The 22520-nt window shown below is 47.4% G+C and carries 20 protein-coding genes; 4 read left to right on the top strand and 16 right to left on the bottom strand.

The window, feature by feature from the left end; genetic code table 11:
• Window positions 1–173 precede the first annotated feature (173 nt).
• A complete protein-coding gene (locus ACUALS_RS03680; protein WP_454448883.1) occupies window positions 174–899 on the top strand; it encodes a DUF3581 domain-containing protein in 726 nt (241 codons plus the stop codon).
• A 54-nt stretch (window positions 900–953) separates the two neighbouring features.
• Here the strand turns inward: ACUALS_RS03680 and ACUALS_RS03675 are convergent, their stop codons facing one another.
• The 8 genes from ACUALS_RS03675 to ACUALS_RS03640 all read right to left on the bottom strand — a co-directional run bounded on the left by ACUALS_RS03675 (window position 954) and on the right by ACUALS_RS03640 (window position 7999).
• The gene (locus ACUALS_RS03675) at window positions 954–2126 is read right to left on the bottom strand and encodes a tetratricopeptide repeat protein (RefSeq protein WP_454448882.1); all 1173 of its coding nucleotides are present in this window, start codon (window positions 2124–2126) and stop codon (window positions 954–956) included.
• Window positions 2123–2743, bottom strand: coding sequence for an energy transducer TonB (locus ACUALS_RS03670; protein WP_454448881.1), 621 nt, complete (start codon window positions 2741–2743; stop codon window positions 2123–2125). Before ACUALS_RS03670 ends, ACUALS_RS03675 begins: the two co-directional genes overlap by 4 nt.
• A complete protein-coding gene (locus tag ACUALS_RS03665) occupies window positions 2743–3147 on the bottom strand; it encodes an ExbD/TolR family protein (protein WP_454448880.1) in 405 nt (134 codons plus the stop codon). The genes ACUALS_RS03670 and ACUALS_RS03665 overlap by 1 nt, the downstream gene beginning before the upstream one ends.
• Window positions 3144–3698, bottom strand: coding sequence for a MotA/TolQ/ExbB proton channel family protein (locus ACUALS_RS03660; RefSeq protein WP_454448879.1), 555 nt, complete (start codon window positions 3696–3698; stop codon window positions 3144–3146). Before ACUALS_RS03660 ends, ACUALS_RS03665 begins: the two co-directional genes overlap by 4 nt.
• On the bottom strand, window positions 3698–5062 hold the full coding sequence (locus ACUALS_RS03655) for a MotA/TolQ/ExbB proton channel family protein (protein ID WP_454448878.1): 1365 nt from the start codon (window positions 5060–5062) through the stop codon (window positions 3698–3700). Before ACUALS_RS03655 ends, ACUALS_RS03660 begins: the two co-directional genes overlap by 1 nt.
• Before the next feature lie 2 nt (window positions 5063–5064).
• Window positions 5065–5832 (bottom strand): DUF3450 domain-containing protein, encoded by a 768-nt coding sequence (locus tag ACUALS_RS03650; RefSeq protein ID WP_454448877.1) that lies wholly within the window; start codon window positions 5830–5832, stop codon window positions 5065–5067.
• Between the two features lie 206 nt (window positions 5833–6038).
• Window positions 6039–7016: an ion channel gene (locus tag ACUALS_RS03645; protein WP_038139965.1), complete on the bottom strand. Its 978-nt coding sequence runs from the start codon at window positions 7014–7016 to the stop codon at window positions 6039–6041.
• An 86-nt stretch (window positions 7017–7102) separates the two neighbouring features.
• On the bottom strand, window positions 7103–7999 hold the full coding sequence (locus ACUALS_RS03640; protein WP_454449217.1) for a LysR substrate-binding domain-containing protein: 897 nt from the start codon (window positions 7997–7999) through the stop codon (window positions 7103–7105).
• Window positions 8000–8098: 99 nt separating this feature from the next.
• Between ACUALS_RS03640 and ACUALS_RS03635 the strand changes: the two genes are divergently transcribed.
• Complete coding sequence (locus tag ACUALS_RS03635) at window positions 8099–9346, top strand: D-amino acid dehydrogenase (RefSeq protein ID WP_454448876.1); 1248 nt, start codon at window positions 8099–8101, stop codon at window positions 9344–9346.
• A gap of 286 nt (window positions 9347–9632) precedes the next feature.
• Window positions 9633–11171 carry an alanine/glycine:cation symporter family protein gene (locus tag ACUALS_RS03630; protein WP_005471470.1) on the top strand — a complete coding sequence of 513 codons (1539 nt, stop codon included), beginning with the start codon at window positions 9633–9635 and terminating at the stop codon, window positions 11169–11171.
• A 127-nt stretch (window positions 11172–11298) separates the two neighbouring features.
• Here ACUALS_RS03630 and ACUALS_RS03625 read toward each other — a convergent pair whose 3' ends face one another.
• From ACUALS_RS03625 to guaB, 5 genes are all read right to left on the bottom strand, one after another.
• Window positions 11299–11895 (bottom strand): acetate uptake transporter, encoded by a 597-nt coding sequence (locus ACUALS_RS03625; protein WP_005471594.1) that lies wholly within the window; start codon window positions 11893–11895, stop codon window positions 11299–11301.
• Between the two features lie 87 nt (window positions 11896–11982).
• Window positions 11983–12816 (bottom strand): hypothetical protein, encoded by an 834-nt coding sequence (locus ACUALS_RS03620; protein ID WP_454448875.1) that lies wholly within the window; start codon window positions 12814–12816, stop codon window positions 11983–11985.
• Window positions 12817–12969: 153 nt separating this feature from the next.
• Window positions 12970–14667 carry a chitinase gene (locus ACUALS_RS03615; RefSeq protein ID WP_454448874.1) on the bottom strand — a complete coding sequence of 566 codons (1698 nt, stop codon included), beginning with the start codon at window positions 14665–14667 and terminating at the stop codon, window positions 12970–12972.
• 208 nt (window positions 14668–14875) lie between these two features.
• Window positions 14876–16429 carry a glutamine-hydrolyzing GMP synthase gene (gene guaA, locus ACUALS_RS03610; protein WP_454448873.1) on the bottom strand — a complete coding sequence of 518 codons (1554 nt, stop codon included), beginning with the start codon at window positions 16427–16429 and terminating at the stop codon, window positions 14876–14878.
• 115 nt (window positions 16430–16544) lie between these two features.
• Complete coding sequence (gene guaB / locus ACUALS_RS03605) at window positions 16545–18008, bottom strand: IMP dehydrogenase (protein WP_005471456.1); 1464 nt, start codon at window positions 18006–18008, stop codon at window positions 16545–16547.
• A gap of 232 nt (window positions 18009–18240) precedes the next feature.
• On the opposite strand from guaB, the gene xseA reads away from it, so the two are divergent.
• Complete coding sequence (xseA, locus tag ACUALS_RS03600; RefSeq protein WP_454448872.1) at window positions 18241–19572, top strand: exodeoxyribonuclease VII large subunit; 1332 nt, start codon at window positions 18241–18243, stop codon at window positions 19570–19572.
• A gap of 10 nt (window positions 19573–19582) precedes the next feature.
• Here the strand turns inward: xseA and ACUALS_RS03595 are convergent, their stop codons facing one another.
• The 3 genes from ACUALS_RS03595 to ACUALS_RS03585 all read right to left on the bottom strand — a co-directional run bounded on the left by ACUALS_RS03595 (window position 19583) and on the right by ACUALS_RS03585 (window position 22387).
• Window positions 19583–19804: a zinc ribbon domain-containing protein gene (locus ACUALS_RS03595; RefSeq protein WP_005471497.1), complete on the bottom strand. Its 222-nt coding sequence runs from the start codon at window positions 19802–19804 to the stop codon at window positions 19583–19585.
• Window positions 19805–20136: 332 nt separating this feature from the next.
• Entirely contained in the window at window positions 20137–20808 is a 672-nt protein-coding gene (locus ACUALS_RS03590) for a response regulator (protein ID WP_454448871.1), read from the bottom strand.
• Window positions 20801–22387 (bottom strand): GHKL domain-containing protein, encoded by a 1587-nt coding sequence (locus tag ACUALS_RS03585; protein WP_454448870.1) that lies wholly within the window; start codon window positions 22385–22387, stop codon window positions 20801–20803. The genes ACUALS_RS03590 and ACUALS_RS03585 overlap by 8 nt, the downstream gene beginning before the upstream one ends.
• Window positions 22388–22520: the final 133 nt, after the last annotated feature.

Below are 22520 nucleotides of genomic sequence, written 5' to 3'. Positions count from 1 at the left end.
GTTAGAATGACACTGTTACTAAACTAATCACTTATCTTAGTATTGACCAGTTGTGCAAATATCGCACAAAAATATTATTTTCAATATTCACTGCAGCTTCTCATCTGGATAGACCATTTGATTGACTGCCTTCATGTATACTTCGCTCCAGTTATAGCCACATGAATTCAACTATGTTTCTGACACCGTATTTTTCGCAAAATAGCGACCAATTTCAGTTTACTCGTCAACAAGCGAGCCATTTCGCTAAGAAAGTGGCGGGTGATTTCAACCCAATCCATGACGAAGACAACAAACGCTTCTGTGTACCTGGCGATCTCCTCTTTGCCGTTTTGCTTAGCAAAGAAGGCATCAGCCAGAAAATGCGTTTTGATTTCTCAGGAATGGTGAATGATGGCGTCGCGTTATCGGTGGATAATAAATGCGAAAAAGAGAGTGCGGTTGTCGATGCCAACGGTAAAGAATACCTACACATGTCCCATGAAGGTGAAGTAAACCGTAACCCAGAGTTCATCGAACACGTCGTAACAAGCTACGTGCAGTTTTCTGGTATGAACTTCCCGCACATCATGGTACCGCTGATGGAAGAGCAACAGGCGATGATCAACTGCCAGCGTCCTTTGGTTATTTATGAAAGCATGGAAGTGGAGTTTGACCGCTTAGATTTGACTCACCCTGAAGTCGACTTTACTGGCGCGACCTTCGACGTGGATGGCAAGCGTGGTGTGGTGACGTTAAACTTTGCCTTTAAAGAAGATGGCGAAGTGGTTGGCAAAGGCATCAAGCGTATGGTGGCAAGTGGTCTAAAACCTTACGACCAAGCCTCTGTAGATGATTTGGTCGAACGTTTTAACGCTCGTAAAGATACCTTCCTAGCGCAATTTGCTAACGCGGCATAATCGACAAAGGCTACCTCGGGTAGCCTTTTTTGTTTTCCGCTCGACAACACTCTATTAGCTACTTTGGCGCGCTTTTGTTTTGCGCAGTTGAGTTAGATATTTCACCCAACTCTCAGCTTGAGCTGAAGGCTCAATCGCATTGGCACGTTTCGCACTTGCCAGTGCATCCTCAAAGCGTTGCAACTTGTAGTAAGCTCTGGCTTTCATCAGTGCCACCTCGGCCTTTCGTCCAGGCACCTGCTTTAGCGCGACCAATGCTTGCTCATAATGACCTTCTTGAACCAAGAGCTGAGACAAGTTCCAATAGTACTGGCGATCGAGTTTGGCGGCGACTCGCCAGCTTGCAATCGACTTATCCCACTCCTTCGCCATTTGCCAAAACGTCGCTTGTTGCGCTTTGAGCTTACTGTCTGAGTTTAGGTCTTTTAGCTCACCTAGCACCTTGGCAGCACGTTCTGGAATTCCCCTTTGGCCGTACAACTGAGCCAGCAACATAACATCATCTTGAGTGAACGCCGCACCTTGCAGTTTGGCTAAGGCGAGCGTATCCAAAGCCCGTTTACTGTCATTAATCCGCAGGTACAAAGCGACAAGCTGTCGCCACCATTCCATACGCTCAGGTTCAATGACAATTAAACGCTTAATCGTGTCTATGGCAGACGCCCATTGTTTGAGTTCAAGTTCTGCAGAGAGCTTAATCGACAATGACGACAACGCATCGGGTAAGCCAAATTGCTCATAACGAGCCATCGAAGAGAGCACCTCTCGCCATTGTCTTAGTTGGTAATGAGACTGAACGATACGTAGCCACACTTCATGCGCTTTCTGGTTTTCAGGCACCGACTGGCTTAGCTCATAGTAATGAGGCAACGCTTGCGAAAATCGCTGTTCATTAAGCAATAAATCCGCCAGCATCTTACGCGTTTGCCAAGCTTGATCGTCATTTAAGAGCCCACTTGTGACCGCTGTATCAAGCTGTTTTATCGCCGAACTTACTTGATCGCTCTGCCAATAAAGTATCCCCAGCATACGGGCGATAAATGCCCGATCGTAATCACGAGACGTTTCCAGTGTTTCCAGTGCTGAGATGGCGTCTTGGAGCTTGCCTTCTTGAGCCAAGTTATGCGCGCGTTGAACTCGCACAGCGTTATATTCACTGAGCTCGTTGGCGAGGGTGGCAAAGGTGCTCATACTCAGCAGCACCCCGATTAAGAGCGTTTTCATCATTTGGCTAATTTGAACTCCACTTTAGCGGTTTGCCCAAACTGCTCAACCGATACGCCCGCTTCAATTTTTGGCTGATACTTCCATTTTTTCAGGGCGTTAACCGCTTCTTTCTCAAACACACGTTTTGGATTTGCTTCAATCACCTTAATGTCTTTAGGGCGCCCAGCAGCATCAATCGTGAACTGCATGATCACATACCCTTCCATTCGCCTTTTCAATGCTTTGTTTGGGTAACGAGGTTCTACACGATACAAAGGCAGAGCACGCTGGTTTCCCATCGCCCCTGTTAGATTTGGAGCGCTGATGGCAATGCCGTCAATAGCGGTATTGAGCCCCAAGGCACTAATAGGTATCACTGGGCTAACTGGCTTAATCTGCGTCTGCACTTGCGCTAGGCTCATCGGTTCGGGAGACGAAGGCGGCTTTGGCAGTTCTGGTACTGAGCGTTGGCGACGTTGCACATCCGCATCGTTTTCTAACATCACCATATCAAACCGCACGGCTTCAGAAGCCTGAGGTGCCCCTTGATGACTTTTATCCACCATCCAGGCCATCAAGCTAAACAAGCTCAGCGAAATCAGCACTGATAGAGGCAACGCAAGGAAGAGTCTTGCCATTAAGGCTTCTCCGCCGCCAATGCAATGCGTTTAACGCCAGCGCCTTTTGCTGCATCCATCACTTTCACCACCGTGCCATTGTAAGCATGTTGGTCCGCTTGAATCACCAGCGACGCCTCAGGTTGATCAAGTAATAGATGCTCGATAGTGGCTTCAACACGTTCAATATCAACCATACGTTTATCAATAAACACATCGTTCGCGGCGTTAATGGCAATAAAGATCCCTGCGTCTTTCTGGCTCGCCACATTCGACACTTGTGGGCGGTTCACCTCTACGCCTGACTCACGCACAAATGAACTCGTCACTATGAAGAAGATAAGCATGATGAACACGATATCGAGCATTGAGGTTAAGTCGATTTGCGCTTCCTCTTGACGGCGGTCTCTACGTCCGAGTCTCACTTCTGACTCCTTAAAGATTGTTCTAACTGGAGGGCTTTGCGCTGACACACTTTGCTTAAACGAGCGTGAGCAAACATACCAGCAAGTGCGGCAACCATACCAGCCATTGTGGGCAATGTTGCCAGTGAAATGCCGGAAGCCATAAATTTAGGATTGCTGCTGCCTTGTGTCGCCATCACGTCAAAGACCGCGATCATACCGGTGACCGTACCCAACAAACCGAGCATTGGGCAAATCGCGACCAAAACTTTGATGGTTGATAGATTTTGGCGCAGTTCAATTTGAGCCTTTGCAATCCATCCGTTACGGATTTGATACGCGTACCAAGAGTGGTGTTCCGCTCTTGCAGACCACTGCTCACAAAGCCGATTCTTCACTTTAGGGAAAGTCACCACAAGGTAGAGAATGCGCTCCATAACCAGCAGCCAGCATAGTGTCACAACCGCCGCCAACCACCATAAAACAGGGCCGCCTTGGTGCATAAATCGCACTAAGGTTGAGGCCCAATCTTCGCTGATCAAACCCAATGTGTTGAGTAGGATCGGCTCCATTACGCTGCGCTCTCCGCGACCGTATGCGACGCCATGCTCCCTGTGGACGTATCGCGTTCAGCTTGCTCAGCCACAAGGCCAATCCCCTGCTTTTCTAAAATATTGCGAATGTTCTCAGCTTGAGAACTCAGTAGGTTGTGCGCCAGAAGCAACGGCATTGCAGCCACTAGACCCAGAACCGTCGTCACAAGTGCCATCGAGATCCCCCCGGCCATAACTTTTGGATCGCTATTGCCAAACTGAGTGATCACTTGGAAAGTTTCAATCATCCCCGTTACCGTACCAAGCAGACCCAGCATAGGGGCAAGGGCGGCAAGCAACTTTAGCATCGACAAGCCTTTCTCAAGGTGAGTTTGCTCATCAACGACTGCTTCTAATAAACGCAGTTCCAGCGCTTCAACACTGCGATGTTTGTCTTTTTGATATACAGAAAGAATACGCCCCAGTGGATTGTCGCTTGGCTGAGTTGGACTCTTTAACTGCTTCGCAATCTTTTGCCGTTCGATGAACAATGAGACACCACGGACCAGCGCGATGATCAAACCTATGGCGAGCAAGCCAAGGATAATCTTACCCACGATACCACCAGCATTCAGCCGTTCGGTCATGCTTGGAGAGTTTGCCAATTGCTCTAGCAAAATGCCTCTGGAAGGGTCAACCACCAGTGAGTCAATATCACCTGAGCTCAGGCTGCTTGCCGTGGGACCATTTTCTGGCTGGCGTAGATAGCTCACGGCATCGCCGCGCTGACCATTCCACTTCACGTAGCCCGCATCATTCAATAGCGCCATAGACCCGAGACGAACACCGTTAGCGGTTTGTTCGCGGCCCTCACCATCTAGCAAAGCAAATTGCACATTGGCGATTTCACCACTGGCTTTAATTTGCTCTTCCATACTGCGCCACATTGCGCGTAATTGAGACAATGTCGGCAATGATTTCGCAGCAACGATATCATCGATGTTTTGTTGAAATGAGTTGGCATCAACCCCTGTGACAGAGAACTTAAGCTCTGACTGCAGCTCTTTGGCATTTTGACGCACGACGCCAAAAAGCTCACCTAAGCTGCCGGTTTCTAGGCGAAGTTTCTCTTCAAGCTGGGCAAGCTGCGATTCGTTATCGCTGAAGGTCACACTCAAAGAATCGGCTTCTGCTTGCAACGCTGCACGCTCGGCAACAAGCTGGTTCTTCAAGGCTTGTAATTCTTGCTGAGTTTTCTTAAACCCCGCTTCACGAGCCACATTGTGTGACTGCTGCTGACGATTTTCTTGTTGCGCTTTGTCCAGTAGCGTATCACTCGCCACAGTGAAATGAGGGAAAAGAGCCGCAGTAGAAATCAACACAACCGATAGCCATTTTTTCATCGCTAATTTCCCTCCCTAACATTCAGAGAGATAGGCAGAGTTAGCATGCTCGGGGCAATCTGCTTGTTCGCGACGGCAAACGCTTTATCTAGTTCCGCTTTTTGCTCACTGCCAACCGCTTGCCATGATTGTTGCTGCTGTGACCAACTCCAGAAGCGTTCGCCTGACAAACTGCGCGCCACAAGTGATATCCGCCCTAAGTAAAAAATGTCGGCTTCCACTTGGTCATCACCATCTAATGCAATCTTGCCTTGGTAGACGCCCATCTTCGTGCCGTAGTCCATCTCAATTTGGTGCGCCTCTAAAATACGACGAAATTTTTCCGCGTCAGCGACATCAGCACGCGTCATCATTGCCTCTAGCTTGGCAATGCGCTCTTCACGTTGTGTTTTTCGAATAGGTTTGTCATTAGCCACGATGCGCTTGAGGCCATCAATCATGTGATACATCAATGGCACCACACCCTGTCGAGTTTGCGCAATTTGCTCGATTTGCTCATTGAGACTCGCCACCTCTTCATTTTGGCTGTTGACCAAACTAGAAAGGTGGTTGCGATAGATCGTTAAGTTGCTGACTTCCTCTTGCAACAGTTCAATTTCTGCTTCGAGCGTCAATGCCTTTTCAGCACTTGCGTCGATGCGTTTCTGACTCACGGCTGAGGCTTGATTGGTTTTACTCTGAACCGCTTGCGCATCACTAAGAGCATCCGCGTAGGCGGGAATCAAAGTCGATGAGATCAACAACGCAATACTGGGTTTAATTAGATTCATACAAGCTACATTTTGATTTCTAAAAACTACTAAAGGGGAAGACATCTCCTCCCCTTTAAACGAACTGATTGTATTCAGTGTTTGAACCGAATTGTCGCCAAGTAGTTTCGGTCTGAGCCTAATGTTACACCACTCGCCCTTTTTTGCTTAATGCTTGTTCCACCAACTCCGACCAGAGCCTGATTATCCAATACATTCTCAACTCTTTAACGGGTCATTTTCTTCACGAAGACCACCACAAACAGCGCCATGGTAAAGCTGCCTAAAAAGGCCTCAAACGCTGCTATAAACCGAGCGACTCCCACTGGGGATATGTCTCCGTAACCCAAGGTTGTGAATGTCACCACACTAAAGTAAAGCGAGTTAAAGAACTCAAGCAGATAAAACTGCCATCCAGTTACGCCTTCATAGATGGGGTGCGCCCCTGTGGTATCTAAAAAGAAATACGCCATCGCACAGACAAAAATTAAGAAGATAGAGAACAGGACTACCCTAAGCGGATCCTCGCCGTAGCCACAAAACATATCGACCGATTTAGATATCCAGCGCTTCATGCTCAGTCTCGGCATTTGATAACGCCGAAAGCGCATCTCTCGCTTAAAGAACTCGCCCGCGGTTTCAAATAAACCCTGCTTCTCACACTGCTTACGGATATTGCGGCACACCTCTTCCGCTTCTTGGTAAAGTGAAGCCGCCATTGAGGAGTCTCGCCGCTTCAACGCTTGTTTAGCCTGCACTTCTTGTTTAAGCCGCTTGCCCCACTCTACGTTTTCTAACTTAGCTCGCCCAAGCTCTGCCCCAAGCAAGTTGCAGTTGTCTAACTTGGCACAATGTAGATTTGCGCCAAGCATTTTTGACTTCATCAACGAAGAACCACGTAGATCTAAGCCAAAAAAGTGAGCATCAGATAAATCGGCACGGTAAAAATCCGCATCCCGACAAGAAAAGCCTGTTTTGCACCCTCGGTTGACCAAATCGATGTCAACCAAGTTTGTTTTTGCCAACTGAAATCCGTCGAGAGGTTTACCCGCTGCGGCCCATTGCTCAACCTTATTTTTTACGTCATCGTTGCTTTTATCTATATCGGGATCGTGCCAGTAACAAAGCCCGGACTCTCCACTCGGTTGATCGCAGCACCAGCCATCAGGGTTTCGATAGCTGCATTGGCCATGTTCAGATTTCATAGTTGCTGCCCTAAAGTGTACAAACGTCGCGTTATCGCTTGTTCACCCTAAAGTGTAGTGGGTGCATATGAAGATGTAAGACTATTTTATGATTTATCAATAACACTCTGCTGACGAAGCCACTGTTTGAACAGTCGTGTTGGCGGATTGTCGACATGAGTGATAATGAAATAGCCAGCATTGGCTTTGATTGGTTCAAAGGGAGCCACCAGCCGACCCTGAGCGATTTCATCACCGAGCAGTGCGGTTCGTGCCAGCGCGACGCCAACCCCGGCTTCGGCGGCCGACATTGCCATATCTGTACGGTTAAAGAAATGCCCTTGCTGGGTATTAAAATCGAGTTGTTGCTGTGACGCCCAATAAAGCCACTCGTAATCTTTCGGCGCTCCCTGCCACGGCATAGCATCATGCAAAAGCGTCACACTCTGCCAAAACTGCCCCGCTTCGAGCGTCGCTTGATGCTTCGACAAATAGCTTGGGCTCATCACTGGAACTAAACACTCTTCCATCAACAATTCCGCCTCCGTCAGCTTGTACGGAATCGCTCCGTAATCAATGGCAACGTCAAAGTTTCGATTGTCACTGTCAACTAGGGCACCTTCGGCAAAGGTGTGTATTTGGATCTCGGGATACTGCTTTTGAAAATCTTCTAGCCTTGGCACTAACCATTTAAAGGCGAGCGATGGCGTGAGTTTCAAACGGATCTGCTGACTGTCTGACACTCGGGTGAGTTGATAGACGTTTTCTTCAATCGCCAACAGGTGATGAGCAACAGAATCGACCAACTTTTGCCCCAAGTCTGTCAGCCGAATCCCACGAGCATGGCGTTCAAATACACTAAAACCCAAGCGCTCTTCGATTGCTTGCAATTGCTGACTCACCGCTCCCGTTGTCAAATTCAGCTCGCGAGCGGCGCTGGTCAAGCTCGCATGGCGAGACACAATGCAAATCAGATGAACACCATGTAATAAAGCAGACTTCATAAGCATTTAGTTTTTCTAAAGGGTGATATTAATTCTTATCGATTGTTAACCAGATGTAAACACCCCATTCTTGGCAAAATTGTTCTTCAGGAGTAAACAGTGAAGGTCGTTGTATTAGGAAGTGGTGTCGTAGGTTTAACCACGGCGTGGTATTTATCTCAAGCAGGGTGTGAGGTCACGGTTATTGATCGTCAACCGCGAGCCGCAGAGGAGACCAGCTTTGCCAATGCGGGTCAAATCTCTTATGGCTATTCGTCACCTTGGGCGGCGCCTGGCATACCAATGAAAGCCCTCAAGTGGCTATTTGAAGAGCACGCACCATTGAAAGTAAAGCCTTCCCTTAGCCCTGAACTAATGAGTTGGGCAAGTAAAATGCTGCTCAATTGTCAGCTTGATCGATACCGAATCAACAAAGCACGAATGTTGACGATCGCTAATCGCAGCCGAGAATGTTTAGCTGAGTTAAACAAGCAATACGCAATTGAATACCAAGGTCGAACCCAAGGCACTTTGCAGATATTTCGCTCTGCCGCGCAGCTCAAAGCGGTTGAAAAAGACATCGCTTTACTCGAAGAGAGTGGAACACGCTACCAACTCATGGATAGCCATCAATGCTTGGCCCAAGAGCCCGGGCTGGCCAATATGCGCGGCAACTTGGTCGGAGGCTTGTATCTGCCAGACGATGAAACTGGTGATTGCTACCTATTTTGCCAGCAGCTTCAGAAAATGGCGCAGCAAGCAGGTGTCACCTTCCTCTACAACACCGATATCGATAGATTGATTCAGCAAGATGGTGAGATAAAGGCCGTCAAAACCCGTCATGGGGAGATAACGGCGGATCGCTTTGTCGTGGCGTTAGGTAGCTACTCTAAGCATTTGCTGGAATCTGTCGGCGTGGATTTGCCCATCTACCCTGTCAAAGGTTATTCGCTGACCTTACCGGTGATTGATGAGCTCAGCGCCCCTCAGTCAACGATTATGGATGAAACCTATAAAGTCGCGGTGACACGCTTTGAGCAACGAATTCGTGTCGCTGGTACCGCCGAATTGGCAGGCTTTGATCCGGCGCTGCCCGACAAGCGACTCGCGACGCTTAATCATGTGGTTTCCAACTTGTTCCCGCAGGGTACCGATTTAGCGAAAGCAGAGTATTGGACAGGCTTTCGCCCAATGACGCCAGATGGCACACCGATCATAGGGCAGACTCCGATTCGCAACCTTTACACCAACACCGGACATGGCACCTTAGGTTGGACAATGGCCTGTGGCTCTGCGGAAATTCTCACTCAAATAATGACGGCCGATGCTGCCCAATATCGCGAGTTGAGCTGCGATCGATACCAATAATAGAAGCTATCGCCAAGCATTTATCAATTTACAGAATATATAAACACCCCACACACCTAGCCGATAATGATTAAGTTATCGGCTTTTCGTGCATTTTCACCCACAAAACCTTACCAAATCCGCACATTTTGAGAATTAGCTTCAATTTTTAACATTTATTTAGCATTTTGTGCCTAAGTTCACGCAAATCAACTTTAAAGAACAAATTCATTAACAATTGAGTTACAGAAAGGGTAATATTCTGCTCAGAAAACAACCATTACAAACTAATAACAGGGAAATACTTATGCAGTCACTTGTTGATTTTTTGAATGGAATCATCTGGAGCCCGGTACTGATCTATCTGTGTCTAGGCGCTGGTTTGTTCTACTCAATCATGACTCGTTTTGTTCAAGTTCGTCACTTTGGGGAAATGTGGCGCTTACTTCTATCAGGAAAAAGTTCTTCGAAAGGCATTTCATCGTTCCAAGCTTTAGCCGTGTCACTTTCAGGCCGTGTGGGTACCGGTAACATCGCAGGTGTTGCAGCAGCCATTGGTTTTGGTGGCCCAGGAGCGGTATTCTGGATGTGGGTGGTTGCTTTCTTCGGCGCTGCAACGGCATACGCAGAATCAACACTCGCGCAGATTTATAAAGAGGAAGACAACGGCGAATTCCGTGGCGGTCCAGCTTACTACATTGAAAAAGCGATGGGACAAAAATGGTACGCTTGGATCTTTGCGATCGCGACCATCTTTGCATGTGGCTTCTTACTTCCAGGCGTGCAATCTAACAGTATTGGTAACGCGGTAGAAGCAGCATTCGGCTCAGGTGAAATGATTGAAACCGCGATTGGTACATTCAGTTTTGCGAAAATTTTCACTGGTACGCTGATTTCTGTCATTCTTGCCTTCATCATTTTCGGTGGTGTTAAGCGTATTGCAAACTTCACGCAGATCGTCGTGCCGTTTATGGCTCTGGCTTACATCATCACCGCGTTTGTCATCATTCTACTCAACATCGGTGAAGTACCACGCGTATTTGCGATGATTGTTGGTGATGCCTTTACCCCTATGGCAGGTGTAGGTGCAGCAATCGGCTGGGGCGTGAAACGCGGCGTTTACTCAAACGAAGCAGGCCAAGGTACAGGTCCTCACGCGGCAGCAGCAGCAAGTGTTGATCACCCAGCTCAGCAAGGTCTTGTTCAATCTTTCTCAATTTACATTGATACCCTGTTGGTTTGTTCTGCAACCGCGTTTATGATCATCATTACTGGTGCTTACAACGTACATGGCGCAGAGGGTTTCCTAGTGCAAAACGTTGCGGCAGACATCGCAGCCAACGGCCCTGTGTTCACCCAGATGGCTATCGAAAGTGCGCTACCAGGCATTGGTAAACCCTTCATTGCGATTGCACTGTTCTTCTTTGCTTTCACCACCATTCTGGCTTACTACTACATCGCAGAAACAAACATCGCTTACATCCGTCGCACATTCAAAGTGAGCGGTTTGATGTTCATGCTAAAAGTCGCACTTATCGCGGTTGTCTTCTACGGCACGGTGAAAACGGCTAACTTAGCTTGGGCTATGGGTGATGTGGGCGTAGGTCTCATGGCTTGGCTCAACATTGTGGGTATTTTGATTATCTTCTTTATGTCTAAGCCAGCACTTAAAGCGCTGCACGATTACGAAGAACAACAAAAGAAAGGCGTTGAAGAGTACACCTTTAACCCTGTAAAACTTGGTATCAAAGGCGCGGACTACTGGGAAGATAAGTACCGCCGCAAAACGGGTAAAGAGCCAAGTGAAGAGGTTGAAGCGACGCCAGTCGAGCAGCCATCAACCTAATTCATTCAATAAGAAATGCAGTGGTAAAAAAAGGGGTTAGCCAATCGGCTAACCCCTTTCATTTACTGTTCCCGTATATGTCCGTCACGATGCTTCAGGCAAGCAGCGTAACATCATATTTATTTCATTACGCAGCAACTTGCTCAAGCTCTACGTGCTGCTCTGCCTTCTTTTCACCGATAGGCAAAATGGTACGGCCGTACTCATTGTTAAGCACCTGTGCCATCGCAAAGTAAATTGCGCTCGCGCCACAGAAAATACCTTCAAATCCGGCAATCGTGCCAATAAGCTCACTGCCTGTAAAGTCACGCGCCGCCAATAGGAAAAATAGAATGGTCAAAGAACCAAAGACAATTTGCTTAGCAACTGGGTAGCATAGCGAGCCGATAAACATGAAGCCTGTGAACACACCCCATAGCAATAGGTACCAACCCATAAAGCTAGCAGGACTTGCTGGCAGCCCCATGTAAGGCATAACAATCAGGCCAACCAATGTCAGCCAGAATAGACCGTAAGAAGTGAACGCCGTAGTACCAAATGTGTCACCGCGTTTGAAACACATCATGCCCACCAAAACTTGGCTAAGACCACCATAAAAAATACCCATCGCTAGGATCATCGAGTCAATCGGGAAAAAACCTGCATTGTGGATGTTAAGTAAGATGGTTGTCATACCGAAACCCATTAGACCCAATGGGGCTGGGTTCGCCAATTTAGTTGACATTTTGCGCGCCTTTAAAAAAAGTTAATAAAAATTACGCGCAAAGTTTAATCCGAACGCCGTAAAAAGATAGATAGCTAAATCGCAATCTTAGATTGCACCGTTAGCAAGTTCTGCTTGGGTCATGATTTCGAGCGTTTCACCCACTAACTTAACTTTCTGTTCAACCAATGTTGCCTTCACTTCCGGTGTCACACACGCCAGCCACTTCGTCATTGGTTCATGATTAAACTTGTCCATTGGTCCCATCTCTGGGCTCCATTTACCTGAAATATTGACCGTCTCTTTTTGACCATCCGTTGTTGAGTAGTACTGAAAGGCAAACTCAATAGATTTAGTCGGAGTTATGGTGCCAGAGGCTCCCCACGGGGCAGGCAATTCGAGCATTGGGCCAATAGGGTAACTCTCTCCCTCGATCTCAACAGTGGTCGCCTCTCCAATTGCAATCTCTGCATCGTTAACAGACTCATTCACGCTAAAATCTTGTGCAGATGTAATGGAACGAGGACCCTGTGGTCTCCCCTGCTCTAAGAAAAATCGAACAACAGAAGGTTGAGCTTTTGCCGCGGTTCCGATCTCGCCGATCTGCTCCATACACTCTTCATGTGACAGTACACCTGACAGACCAACACCTTTGAGTAACTCATTTTGCTGTGTTCCAATCATGTAAAACTGGCCATCTGGTCCTGTAATTGACATAACCTGACCAACTGGTGCTTTGTGGATTTCATACTTTTGCGTGGCAACGCCGCTGGTGCTCGCTTCAAAGCTTAGGCTACCGAAATTGTTCCAGCTATGCGGATTACTCCCTTCATTGTTAACGGTTAGCCAGCTTGGCGTTTCTACTGGTTCTGCTGTTTCAGCGTTAGCACAACCGACCACACTGGCAACCAGGATTGTTAATAACGAAATCTTTGCTTTCATCTTTATTACCTCTAAACCCTATAACTGATGCCGCAATTGTATAGAGATTCAGCAGAAGGTACTGTAATGAAACGTAAGGAGAGTGTCGTGGGATTGTCACAGAGAAAGCAAGCCTCTAGGAGACTTGCTTACATAGGAGTTAAAAGAGGTTAACTACTGGCAGCTGATTTCATCCCAGAACCAGTTAGATTGTGTCGGGCTTTCCCACACTCCCGGTCCATTCTTGGCAATAAAGCATTTACCGTTGAATGTTACTTTCTCACCATTGGCCACTTGTGTTACACCTGGCTCCCACTGAATAAAGGTACCTGGAACCGGAGTTGGTTCTGGAGTAGGCTCTGGGTCGGGTGTTGGAGTCGGCTCAGGATCTGGCGTAGGGGTTGGAACGGGATCCGGAGTAGGCTCAGTTGGCGTGCCGGCAATCAGTTCCCATGGTCCACCTAAGCTTGGATCATCCCCTTGAGTCCACCACTTCGCTTTGTACGTCGCGCCTTTGTAAGTCACCTGCTCACCGCCGGTATAAACTTTGTTTGCATCCCAATCAGTCCCCGTACCTGGACCTGTGCCGGGATCAACAGGGTCAAGTTTTTCAACCACTCGAACCTCAGGCCAGCTTGAGTGAGAGCCGTAGAAGTTCGTTACACACTTCTCGTAATCGCCCGGAACCAAGGCAGAGTATGCCGTTTGGAATCCAACCAATTCACATTCAAATGAGTAACCACCAGGGCGATCAGCGTAGTACTTCCAGTTGCCATCCCAGTTGGTGTAAAGCACATCGGTCGCACCATTTAAGTTCAAGCTACCGTATGGAGTTTGTTGCCAACAGGTGTTCTTTTCATCTGCGCCAATAGGGATTTGATAATGGGCTGCCAAGCCTTCCCAGTAGCGGATTCGGTTAACTGGCTGGCCTTTATCTTTATTTTGCTCACCACACTCGATACCGCCGTTGATGATATTGATTGTGGTACCAAAACCGTAGCCGATACCTGCATCAATTTCGCGTTGAGAAGGCGTCCACGTTTTATCAATCACGTGCAGCATCGCTGGTTTTGGTGCTTGCGGGGTTAAAAAGAACCACACCGCAGAAGCAAGATTCAACCATGAATCTGCGACTAAACCCGGGTTGTTTAGTAACACAGATGCGTCTCCGTCAAACATTACCTCAGAGAACGCGCCGTAGTTAAAGTGGTAAGAAAGCTGTTTTGCCCCACGCCCAAAGTAGCCCTGCCCTGCGGCACATGGCCATTTTCTGTTTTGCCAGTCATTTTGACCGCAGCCAGTGGTGTAGCCCTCTTGACCTTCAGACCAACCCATTTCACGGACATGAACCAAAGCTTGTTGCCACTCTTCTAGTGCCTGAGGGTTATCTGAGATGTTGTCTTTGGCAATGTGGCCGCCCGTCTCTTGCGCAAAATGAGCGAAAGCAGTCACGATAGAACGCTTACAAATCGCATCAGAATCACGGCCATCGGTATACTCCGCACAAAACGCTGGGAACTTACCAATCGCTTTCAGAAATCGAGTGTAGGTGTATTCTGGAGCGGCCATCTGAGTAAGAAAATCCCACTCAGCTCGTGGAAAAACGCGTTCTGCGCGCTTAACGTTATCTGGGTTGGTGGCGAGCCCAGCATCGATCGCATCGACCACGGTATTTGGTGCCGTTCTTAGTGCTTGCGACCATATCCCGTACATCGGGTTTGACGTTTTTTGCTGCTCCGCAGCCGTAATGTCTGCGCGTGAGACCACGTAGCCTGTAGGGTTCTGTGGATCGGGTTGAATGTTCATTGCCGCCCAAGCGGAAGAGCTCATACTCAGCGCGCTGGCTACAGCAATAATAGGTAGGGTTTTCATTGTTTTACAACTCCTTTCGTTTCGAAGTTGTATGAGAATAGTTGAGGAGAGATCCGAATAGACTCAATCAAAAGTCAACTTGCGAGGCAAGGCCAAAAGCAACGTAATAAACCTTTAACTGTATCGTAAGAATCGATAGCTGGGTTCAAAAAAACCAGCCCGAGGGCTGGTTTCATATGTGCTTAATTGCGTTCAATTTTCAGCAGAATTATTCCCACTCAATTGTCGCTGGTGGCTTACCAGAAATGTCGTAAACGACACGAGAAATACCGTCAATTTCGTTGATAATGCGGTTAGAAACCTTACCTAAGAAATCATATGGTAGGTGCGCCCAATGCGCTGTCATAAAGTCGATTGTTTCAACAGCACGTAGCGATACAACCCAATCGTACTTGCGGCCATCGCCCATTACACCAACCGAACGTACTGGTAGGAATACCGTGAACGCTTGAGAGACTTTGTTGTATAGGTCAGCAGCGTGCAGCTCTTCAATGAAGATAGCATCAGCACGACGTAGCAAGTCACAGTACTCTTTCTTGATTTCGCCAAGCACGCGAACACCTAGACCAGGACCTGGGAATGGGTGGCGGTAAAGCATGTTGTAAGGTAGACCTAGCTCTAGACCGATCTTACGTACTTCATCTTTGAACAGCTCACGTAGTGGCTCAACAAGACCCATTTCCATATCATCTGGCAGACCGCCAACGTTATGGTGAGATTTGATTACGTGCGCTTTACCTGTCTTAGATGCCGCTGATTCGATGACGTCTGGGTAGATAGTACCTTGAGCTAGCCATTTAGCATTCTTAAGCTTCTTAGACTCTTCATCAAATACGTCTACGAATACGTGACCAATTGTCTTACGCTTCTCTTCTGGATCAGATTTGCCTTCAAGTGCTTTTAGGAAGCGCTCTTCTGCATCTACTTTAATGATGTTTAGACCGAACTGATCGCCAAACATATCCATTACTTGCTGGCCTTCGTTCAAACGAAGCAGACCGTTATCAACGAATACACACGTTAACTTGTCGCCGATTGCGCGGTGAACCAACATAGCAACAACCGATGAATCAACACCACCAGATAGACCTAGGATCACTTCGTCGTCACCCACTTGCTCTTTAATACGAGCAACTGCATCTTCGATGATGGATTCTGAAGTCCATAGACGCTCACAGCCACATACGCCAAGAACAAAGTTCTCTAGCATTTGCAGACCGTTTTTAGTGTGCGTTACTTCTGGGTGGAACTGAACGCCGTAGTATTTCTTCTCTTCGTTCGCCATCGCAGCGTAAGGACACGTGTCTGTCTCGCCAACTTTCACGAAACCTTGAGGGATTTCTACGACTTTATCACCGTGGCTCATCCAAACGTCTTGTGATGCTTCTAGATCTTTAAAGATCGAAGACTCACCAGAAACCTGAACCGCTGCGTAACCGAATTCACGCTCATCAGACGTTGAAACTTTACCACCCAGCTGTTCTGCCATGGTTTGCATGCCGTAACATACACCAAGAACGGGAACACCTGAGTCAAATACATATTGAGGAGCGCGTGGAGAGTTGTCTTCTGTAACACTCTCAGGGCCACCAGATAGGATGATGCCATCTGGGTTGAATTCACGAATATCCGCTTCTTCTACATCCCAGCTCCAAAGCTCACAGTAAACGCCGATTTCACGTACGCGGCGCGCTACAAGTTGAGTGTACTGAGAACCGAAGTCCAAGATCAGAATACGTTGGTCATGGATATTTTTAGTCATTTTGAGCAGTCTTATAAGCTAGGTTATTAAAACGGAGGCGAGTGTACTCGCCTCTTCTTAATGCTTCAAGGAAAAAAGCAAACGTTTACGTTAGGTGTATAAATCTCTAGCGAGATTAACCTAGACGGTAGTTTGGTGCTTCCTTGGTTATTTGAACGTCGTGTACATGAGACTCTTTCATGCCAGCGCCTGAGATACGAACGAATTCAGCTTTCGTACGCATATCTTCAATGGTTGCGCTGCCTGTTAGACCCATGCTTGAACGTAGACCACCCATTTGTTGGTGAACGATCTCTTTTAGGCGACCTTTGTATGCGATACGGCCTTCGATACCTTCTGGTACTAGCTTGTCTGCTGCGTTGTCAGACTGGAAGTAACGGTCAGAAGAACCTTGAGACATAGCGCCAAGTGAACCCATGCCGCGGTAAGCTTTGTATGAGCGGCCGTTGTATAGGATTACTTCGCCTGGTGCTTCTTCAGTACCTGCGAACATTGAACCAACCATGACACAAGATGCGCCCGCTACGATTGCTTTACAGATGTCACCTGAGAAACGAATACCACCGTCAGCGATCACTGGAATACCATACTCGTTTGCCACTTCTGCAGCATCTGCGATTGCAGTCACTTGAGGAACACCCACACCCGTTACGATACGAGTTGTACAGATAGAGCCAGGGCCAATACCCACTTTCACTGCGCTTACGCCAGCTTCGATAAGTGCTTTGGCACCTGCGCCTGTCGCAACGTTACCACCGATGATGTCTAGATCTGGGTATGCTGCGCGAGTTTCGCGGATACGGTTAAGAACACCTTCAGAGTGACCGTGTGAAGAGTCGATAAGTAGTACGTCAACGCCTGCTTCAACTAGAGCTTTAACACGCTCTTCGTTACCAGCGCCAGCACCAACTGCTGCACCAACACGTAGACGACCTTGCGCATCTTTACATGCGTTAGGCTTACGCTCTGCTTTGTGGAAATCTTTTGCGGTGATCATACCGGTTAGTTGGAACTCGTCGTTAACAACCAGTACTTTTTCAACACGCGCTTTGTGCATTTTCTCTTGAACTTCTTCGCGAGTTGCACCTTCTTTTACCGCTGCAAGGCGCTCTTTTGGCGTCATTACAACTTCAACTTTCTTAGAAAGGTCTGTAACAAAGCGAACGTCACGGCCAGTAATGATACCAACAAGTTCATTGTTGTCCGTCACTACTGGGAAACCTGCAAAACCGTGCTTTTCTGTAAGTGCAACAACATCTGCAATTGTCGCATCCGGATTTACGGTTACTGGGTGAGAAACCACGCCCGCTTCGTAAATCTTCACCTGGTGAACCATCTGAGCTTGCTGCTCAATAGACATGTTCTTGTGGATAAAGCCAATGCCACCCTCTTGCGCTAGCGCGATTGCTAGACGAGCTTCAGTAACAGTGTCCATAGACGCTGAAATCATTGGGATGTTTAGGGTGATGTTCTTAGTAAGCTGAGTGCGAAGATCAGCTGTGTTTGGGAGAACGGTGGAGTGTGCTGGCACAAGGAGTACGTCATCGAATGTCAGCGCTTCTTTGGCAATTCTTAGCATTTGCAATATCTCACAATTAGAGGAGTAAAAAGAACAATCCAATCTCATCGTTTCGCATAATGAGGGTAACCGATTTTAGGTTGTTGGCTACATTTGGATTAGATATTGCGGACGGATTATACGGCTTACGTAATCGCTTGACCACAAATTTTTTAATTTTTTTCTTGCATTTACCCCCTTGCTATGTATTATATTGCCGCTAATTTCCATACTCACGTCTACGGAATTAGTCTTGTCTTCTCTGACCAATCAAAATATCTTCACGGTTTCTCGTCTTAATTCTGAAGTACGCCTGTTACTAGAAAATGAAATGGGTATCGTTTGGTTGGTGGGTGAAATCTCTAACTTCTCCGCTCCGGTTTCTGGACACTGGTACCTCACTCTTAAAGATTCTCGCGCTCAAGTAAAATGCGCCATGTTTCGTGGTAACAATCGTCGCGTTACGTTCAAGCCACAAAATGGTAATCAAGTATTGGTTAAAGCCCGTTTATCGCTTTACGAGCCTCGTGGTGACTACCAGCTGATCATTGAAAGCATGCAGCCTGAAGGCGACGGTCGACTGCAGCAGCAGTTTGACGAGCTTAAGATGAAACTGGCGGGAGAAGGCTTGTTTGCTCAAACCAGTAAGCAGCCTTTGCCAGAGCATCCAAAATGCGTGGGTATTGTCACCTCTAAAACTGGGGCGGCACTTTTCGATATTCTTGATGTACTTAAACGTCGCGATCCTTCTCTTCCTGTCGTCATCTACCCGACCATGGTGCAAGGTGAAGAGGCGGCCATTCAGATTGCTCAAGCAATTGGTTGTGCCAATAGCCGTAATGAGTGTGATGTGCTAATTGTCGGCCGTGGTGGAGGCTCCTTAGAAGACCTTTGGTGTTTCAATAATGAAATCTTGGCACGAACGATAGCGGCGAGCCAAATTCCAATCATCAGTGCCGTTGGGCATGAGATTGATGTCACCATCGCCGATTTTGTTGCCGATATGCGCGCACCGACGCCTTCTGCTGCAGCAGAGTTAGTTAGCCGCGACAACAGTCATAAAGATCAAGTCATTGCGAGCCGACAACATAAGCTCGCCAGTGCAATGCGCCACTACCTATCGCAACATAAGCAAACCAATGCAAGTCTACTGCATCGCTTAGAAAAGCAGCATCCTCGTCATCAATTGCAACGCCAAAGCCAGCAACTGGATGATCTGGACATGCGCCTACAGCGAGGGATGGAGCGCTATCTCAGCGGCCGAGCTCAGAAGATTGAACGCCAGCAGCATAAGCTGCAGCTTCATTCACCTATCAAGCGCCTCAATGAACAAGCCTCTTCACTGCAAAGACTCGAACAAAAACTGTTGGATGCGATGGATAGAAAACTGCTGAACACGCGCCATCAACTGGCTTTGGCTGCAGAAAAACTGGATACGGTTAGCCCACTCGCTACACTCAAGCGCGGCTATTCAATTACACAAAATCAACAAGGCGACGTCATTACTAAGGCGTCACAAACCAAAACGGGCGACACCTTAGTCACCCGTTTGTCTGATGGTGAAATTCGTTCCACCGCCCATTAAGCGCCGCTCCCTAATTAGCTTGAAACTCGAAGCGCACTCGAGATTTAGACTTCAACTCGTTGCAAGTATTGCAAAAATAGTTCGCCGCACCACACGCTTGCAGTTTTTCTAGCTGCGCATTGCAGTCTGGGCAAAAACCGACTTTTGTATAATCGATATCGCATTGATTACAGTGGTAGTGCCCTTGCCACTCCAACTCTTGCTCACATGTTGGACAATGATTTTCGTTCATTGGTGACCCCTTAACTCTTTATTTACTTGTCACTTTAAGGTTTTGTACCCTTGTTACTATGATCTGGCTCATAGGCAAATCAATCACTCTCCTCTCCAACTCACACAGAGTTAAAGATCGAAACAAGATCATCGGCTAAATCCATTTTGATCAGCGATCTGCCTCAATAAGAATATTTATATCACCACACACCGAAAGCATAAGTTACATGTGCTGCATTTGCATTTTAAAAAGAATAAAACACCAATTACACTTACATGAGAAGAAAAATCAGAATTTAATAAAAAGATCGTATTTTAGAAACCTTGATTTACAGATACCCGTAATTCAAGTTATAGCTCGAAACGTATCCGGCGGTAAATCCGCGTAGGGCGCCCTACCTTTCCATGAGCCAAAAAGGCTTCAAGCTCGCCTTGCTCTACACCTTTATCTAGATAACGTCTTGCGGTGCTCTTGCTGATAGAAAAACTCTCAGCGATCGCACTAACGCTGAGCTCCACATTCGCATGATAAAACTCATCCAAAATCTGCTTCAAAGTATGGGCATCGGTTGACGACTTTTTGTTACTCGGCACTCCTTTCTGAAATAGTGCATCAAGCTCTCCTTGCGCAAGGCTTATTCCATGACTCAAGGTGTGTTGAACCAGCGCGAACTTCTCTAAACTTTGGGCAAAGCGTTGATAATCGAGTGGTTTGACCAAATAATCGAGTGCGCCGCAACGCAACGCTTTTTGCACGGTTTCAACATCGTTCGCCGCAGTCACTAAAATGCTTTCCGGCGGGTTGGGAAGTTTGCGCATCTGTTGCAGAAAATCAATTCCTAAACCATCCGGAAGGTAATTATCGATAATCACGAGATCGAAAACGGTTTGCGCCAGTTTGGAGTGCGCTTGAGCAAGATTCTCCGCAATCGTTAACACCTGAAACCGATTATCTCGGCTAATAAATTGGCTGTGCAACGCAGCGATATTTCGGTCATCTTCAATAATCAGTACATTAAACACCTTGTTCCTCCGGAAAATAGACCGTAAACACGGTTTCATCACAATCACTATCCATTTCCATGTATCCACCGGCTTCTTCGACAATCGACTGGACCAAATGCAAGCCAATGCCATGATCACGGAACTCACCTTTCGTGGTGTATCCAAGCTGGCATAAAACATCTAGTCCAACATTAATCACTGGACCATTATTGGCAACAGCCAGTATGCGCTCGTATTCCGTTTGATACATTGCAATGCGGATTTGCCCGTTATCCACTCGATGAAGTGCCTCTATGCTGTTGCTGACTAAATTCCCGACTAGGGTACTGAGCAGCTGTTCATCTAGCTTGCTGGGCAGTGAACGCCATCCATCTAACTCGTTGAGATCAATATGAATACCACGCTCTGACGCTTTACCTAAGTTGGCAAGTAACAATCCCGACACCAAAGGTAGAGATTGCAACTGAGCGAGTCTATCCATATTGGCTTGGCTTTCTTGCGCCTGTGACAACAATACTTCTAGCGCTTGTTCAGCGTGGCCAAGTTGCAATAACCCCGTCACCGTCGATAACTTGTTCTGATATTCATGCCGAGTAACGCGAATTGAGTCTAGATAACTGCTCACTTGGGAAATTTTGTTCGAAAGCAGCTGCAACTCTTTTTGCGCCCGCAAGCTAAACACCGCCCCGTCACTACGATGATCGACTTGCAAGGTGACTCTTGTTAGCACCAGGTTCATGCCATTTACCCGAACAAGCTGGTCGATAAAGTCCTCTCCCGACAAGGCAAATGCTGCGCTATCAGGAATGTAGAATTCAACAGGCAGAGGAAGCGTCGCATCAGGTGGAATACTCAGTAGCTGCCTTGCGCTGTCATTTGCGAGATAAATCTCCCCACGGCAGTTAACCGCAACCAGTCCCTCATGAGCAGCTTGCAAGACACCTTGACTGGTGCGTAATGCTTGCTGTAGCTGCCAGGGCTCCAAATGCTGCATTTTGTCACGCACATAGCGTGAGAATCGCCATGCGGCTAGGCCTGAAACAAGTAAACTGAAGCCAGCAAATAAAAGTAACGGGGAGAGCATTTGATCGTTGAGAATCGCGATGGATTGTTTCAAGTAACCCACTTTGATCATCCCAATAACTTCACCTTTGTGACCAAAAAGCGGAGTAATGTAGCGCACCGAAGGGCCAAGTGAGCCAACGCTATGTGATAGGTAAGACTCCCCCGCTTCAAGAGCATGTTCGATGTCGCCACCGACAACTGGAAAACCGATTCGGCTTTTTACGGGGTGTGCTAAGCGAATACCGTTTTTATCGCTCACGGTAATAAAATCAGCGTCGGTTGCTTTTTGCAACTGCTCCACAATACTTGTCACCGCAACGGCGTCTTGCCTAGCCACAGCATCAAGCAGTGATGGCAGACGCGACAGTTGTTGAGACTGAACTTGCGCTCTGAGCGCGACTTGCTCTGCCAACACTTGGTTCAAGCGCTCCGTGCTCATTAGCCACCATCCAACAGAGCCCAAAGAAAGCGCGCCGCACAACAGCAGAGTCAAATGCATGGTAAAAGAGCGAGGGAATAGTTGTGTTGCCATGAGATCTTTTTCTTACTCAATAATTTCATAGAATACGGTCAAATCGACACAACTTCAGCGCTATTGATGGTGAAGTTGAACAAGATCCCAGTAATAACGTTAATGGCTTTTATTATTTTAATCACCCTTATCT

The organism is Vibrio sp. NH-7 (assembly GCF_053643215.1).
This window is presented reverse-complemented; position numbering and strand designations above follow the sequence as displayed.

Bases quoted from the DNA above. Each gene is read 5' to 3' on its own strand.
- ACUALS_RS03620 (WP_454448875.1), bottom strand. From the start codon at position 12,816: ATGAAAGCAAAGATTTCGTTATTAACAATCCTGGTTGCCAGTGTGGTC.
- ACUALS_RS03650 (WP_454448877.1), bottom strand. From the start codon at position 5,832: ATGAATCTAATTAAACCCAGTATTGCGTTGTTGATCTCATCGACTTTG.
- ACUALS_RS03655 (WP_454448878.1), bottom strand. From the start codon at position 5,062: ATGAAAAAATGGCTATCGGTTGTGTTGATTTCTACTGCGGCTCTTTTC.
- ACUALS_RS03625 (WP_005471594.1), bottom strand. From the start codon at position 11,895: ATGTCAACTAAATTGGCGAACCCAGCCCCATTGGGTCTAATGGGTTTC.
- ACUALS_RS03640 (WP_454449217.1), bottom strand. From the start codon at position 7,999: ATGAAGTCTGCTTTATTACATGGTGTTCATCTGATTTGCATTGTGTCT.
- ACUALS_RS03660 (WP_454448879.1), bottom strand. From the start codon at position 3,698: ATGGAGCCGATCCTACTCAACACATTGGGTTTGATCAGCGAAGATTGG.
- ACUALS_RS03630 (WP_005471470.1), top strand. From the start codon at position 9,633: ATGCAGTCACTTGTTGATTTTTTGAATGGAATCATCTGGAGCCCGGTA.
- ACUALS_RS03680 (WP_454448883.1), top strand. From the start codon at position 174: ATGTTTCTGACACCGTATTTTTCGCAAAATAGCGACCAATTTCAGTTT.
- guaA (WP_454448873.1), bottom strand. From the start codon at position 16,429: ATGACTAAAAATATCCATGACCAACGTATTCTGATCTTGGACTTCGGT.
- ACUALS_RS03675 (WP_454448882.1), bottom strand. From the start codon at position 2,126: ATGATGAAAACGCTCTTAATCGGGGTGCTGCTGAGTATGAGCACCTTT.
- guaB (WP_005471456.1), bottom strand. From the start codon at position 18,008: ATGCTAAGAATTGCCAAAGAAGCGCTGACATTCGATGACGTACTCCTT.
- ACUALS_RS03595 (WP_005471497.1), bottom strand. From the start codon at position 19,804: ATGAACGAAAATCATTGTCCAACATGTGAGCAAGAGTTGGAGTGGCAA.
- ACUALS_RS03645 (WP_038139965.1), bottom strand. From the start codon at position 7,016: ATGAAATCTGAACATGGCCAATGCAGCTATCGAAACCCTGATGGCTGG.
- ACUALS_RS03585 (WP_454448870.1), bottom strand. From the start codon at position 22,387: ATGGCAACACAACTATTCCCTCGCTCTTTTACCATGCATTTGACTCTG.
- ACUALS_RS03670 (WP_454448881.1), bottom strand. From the start codon at position 2,743: ATGGCAAGACTCTTCCTTGCGTTGCCTCTATCAGTGCTGATTTCGCTG.
- ACUALS_RS03615 (WP_454448874.1), bottom strand. From the start codon at position 14,667: ATGAAAACCCTACCTATTATTGCTGTAGCCAGCGCGCTGAGTATGAGC.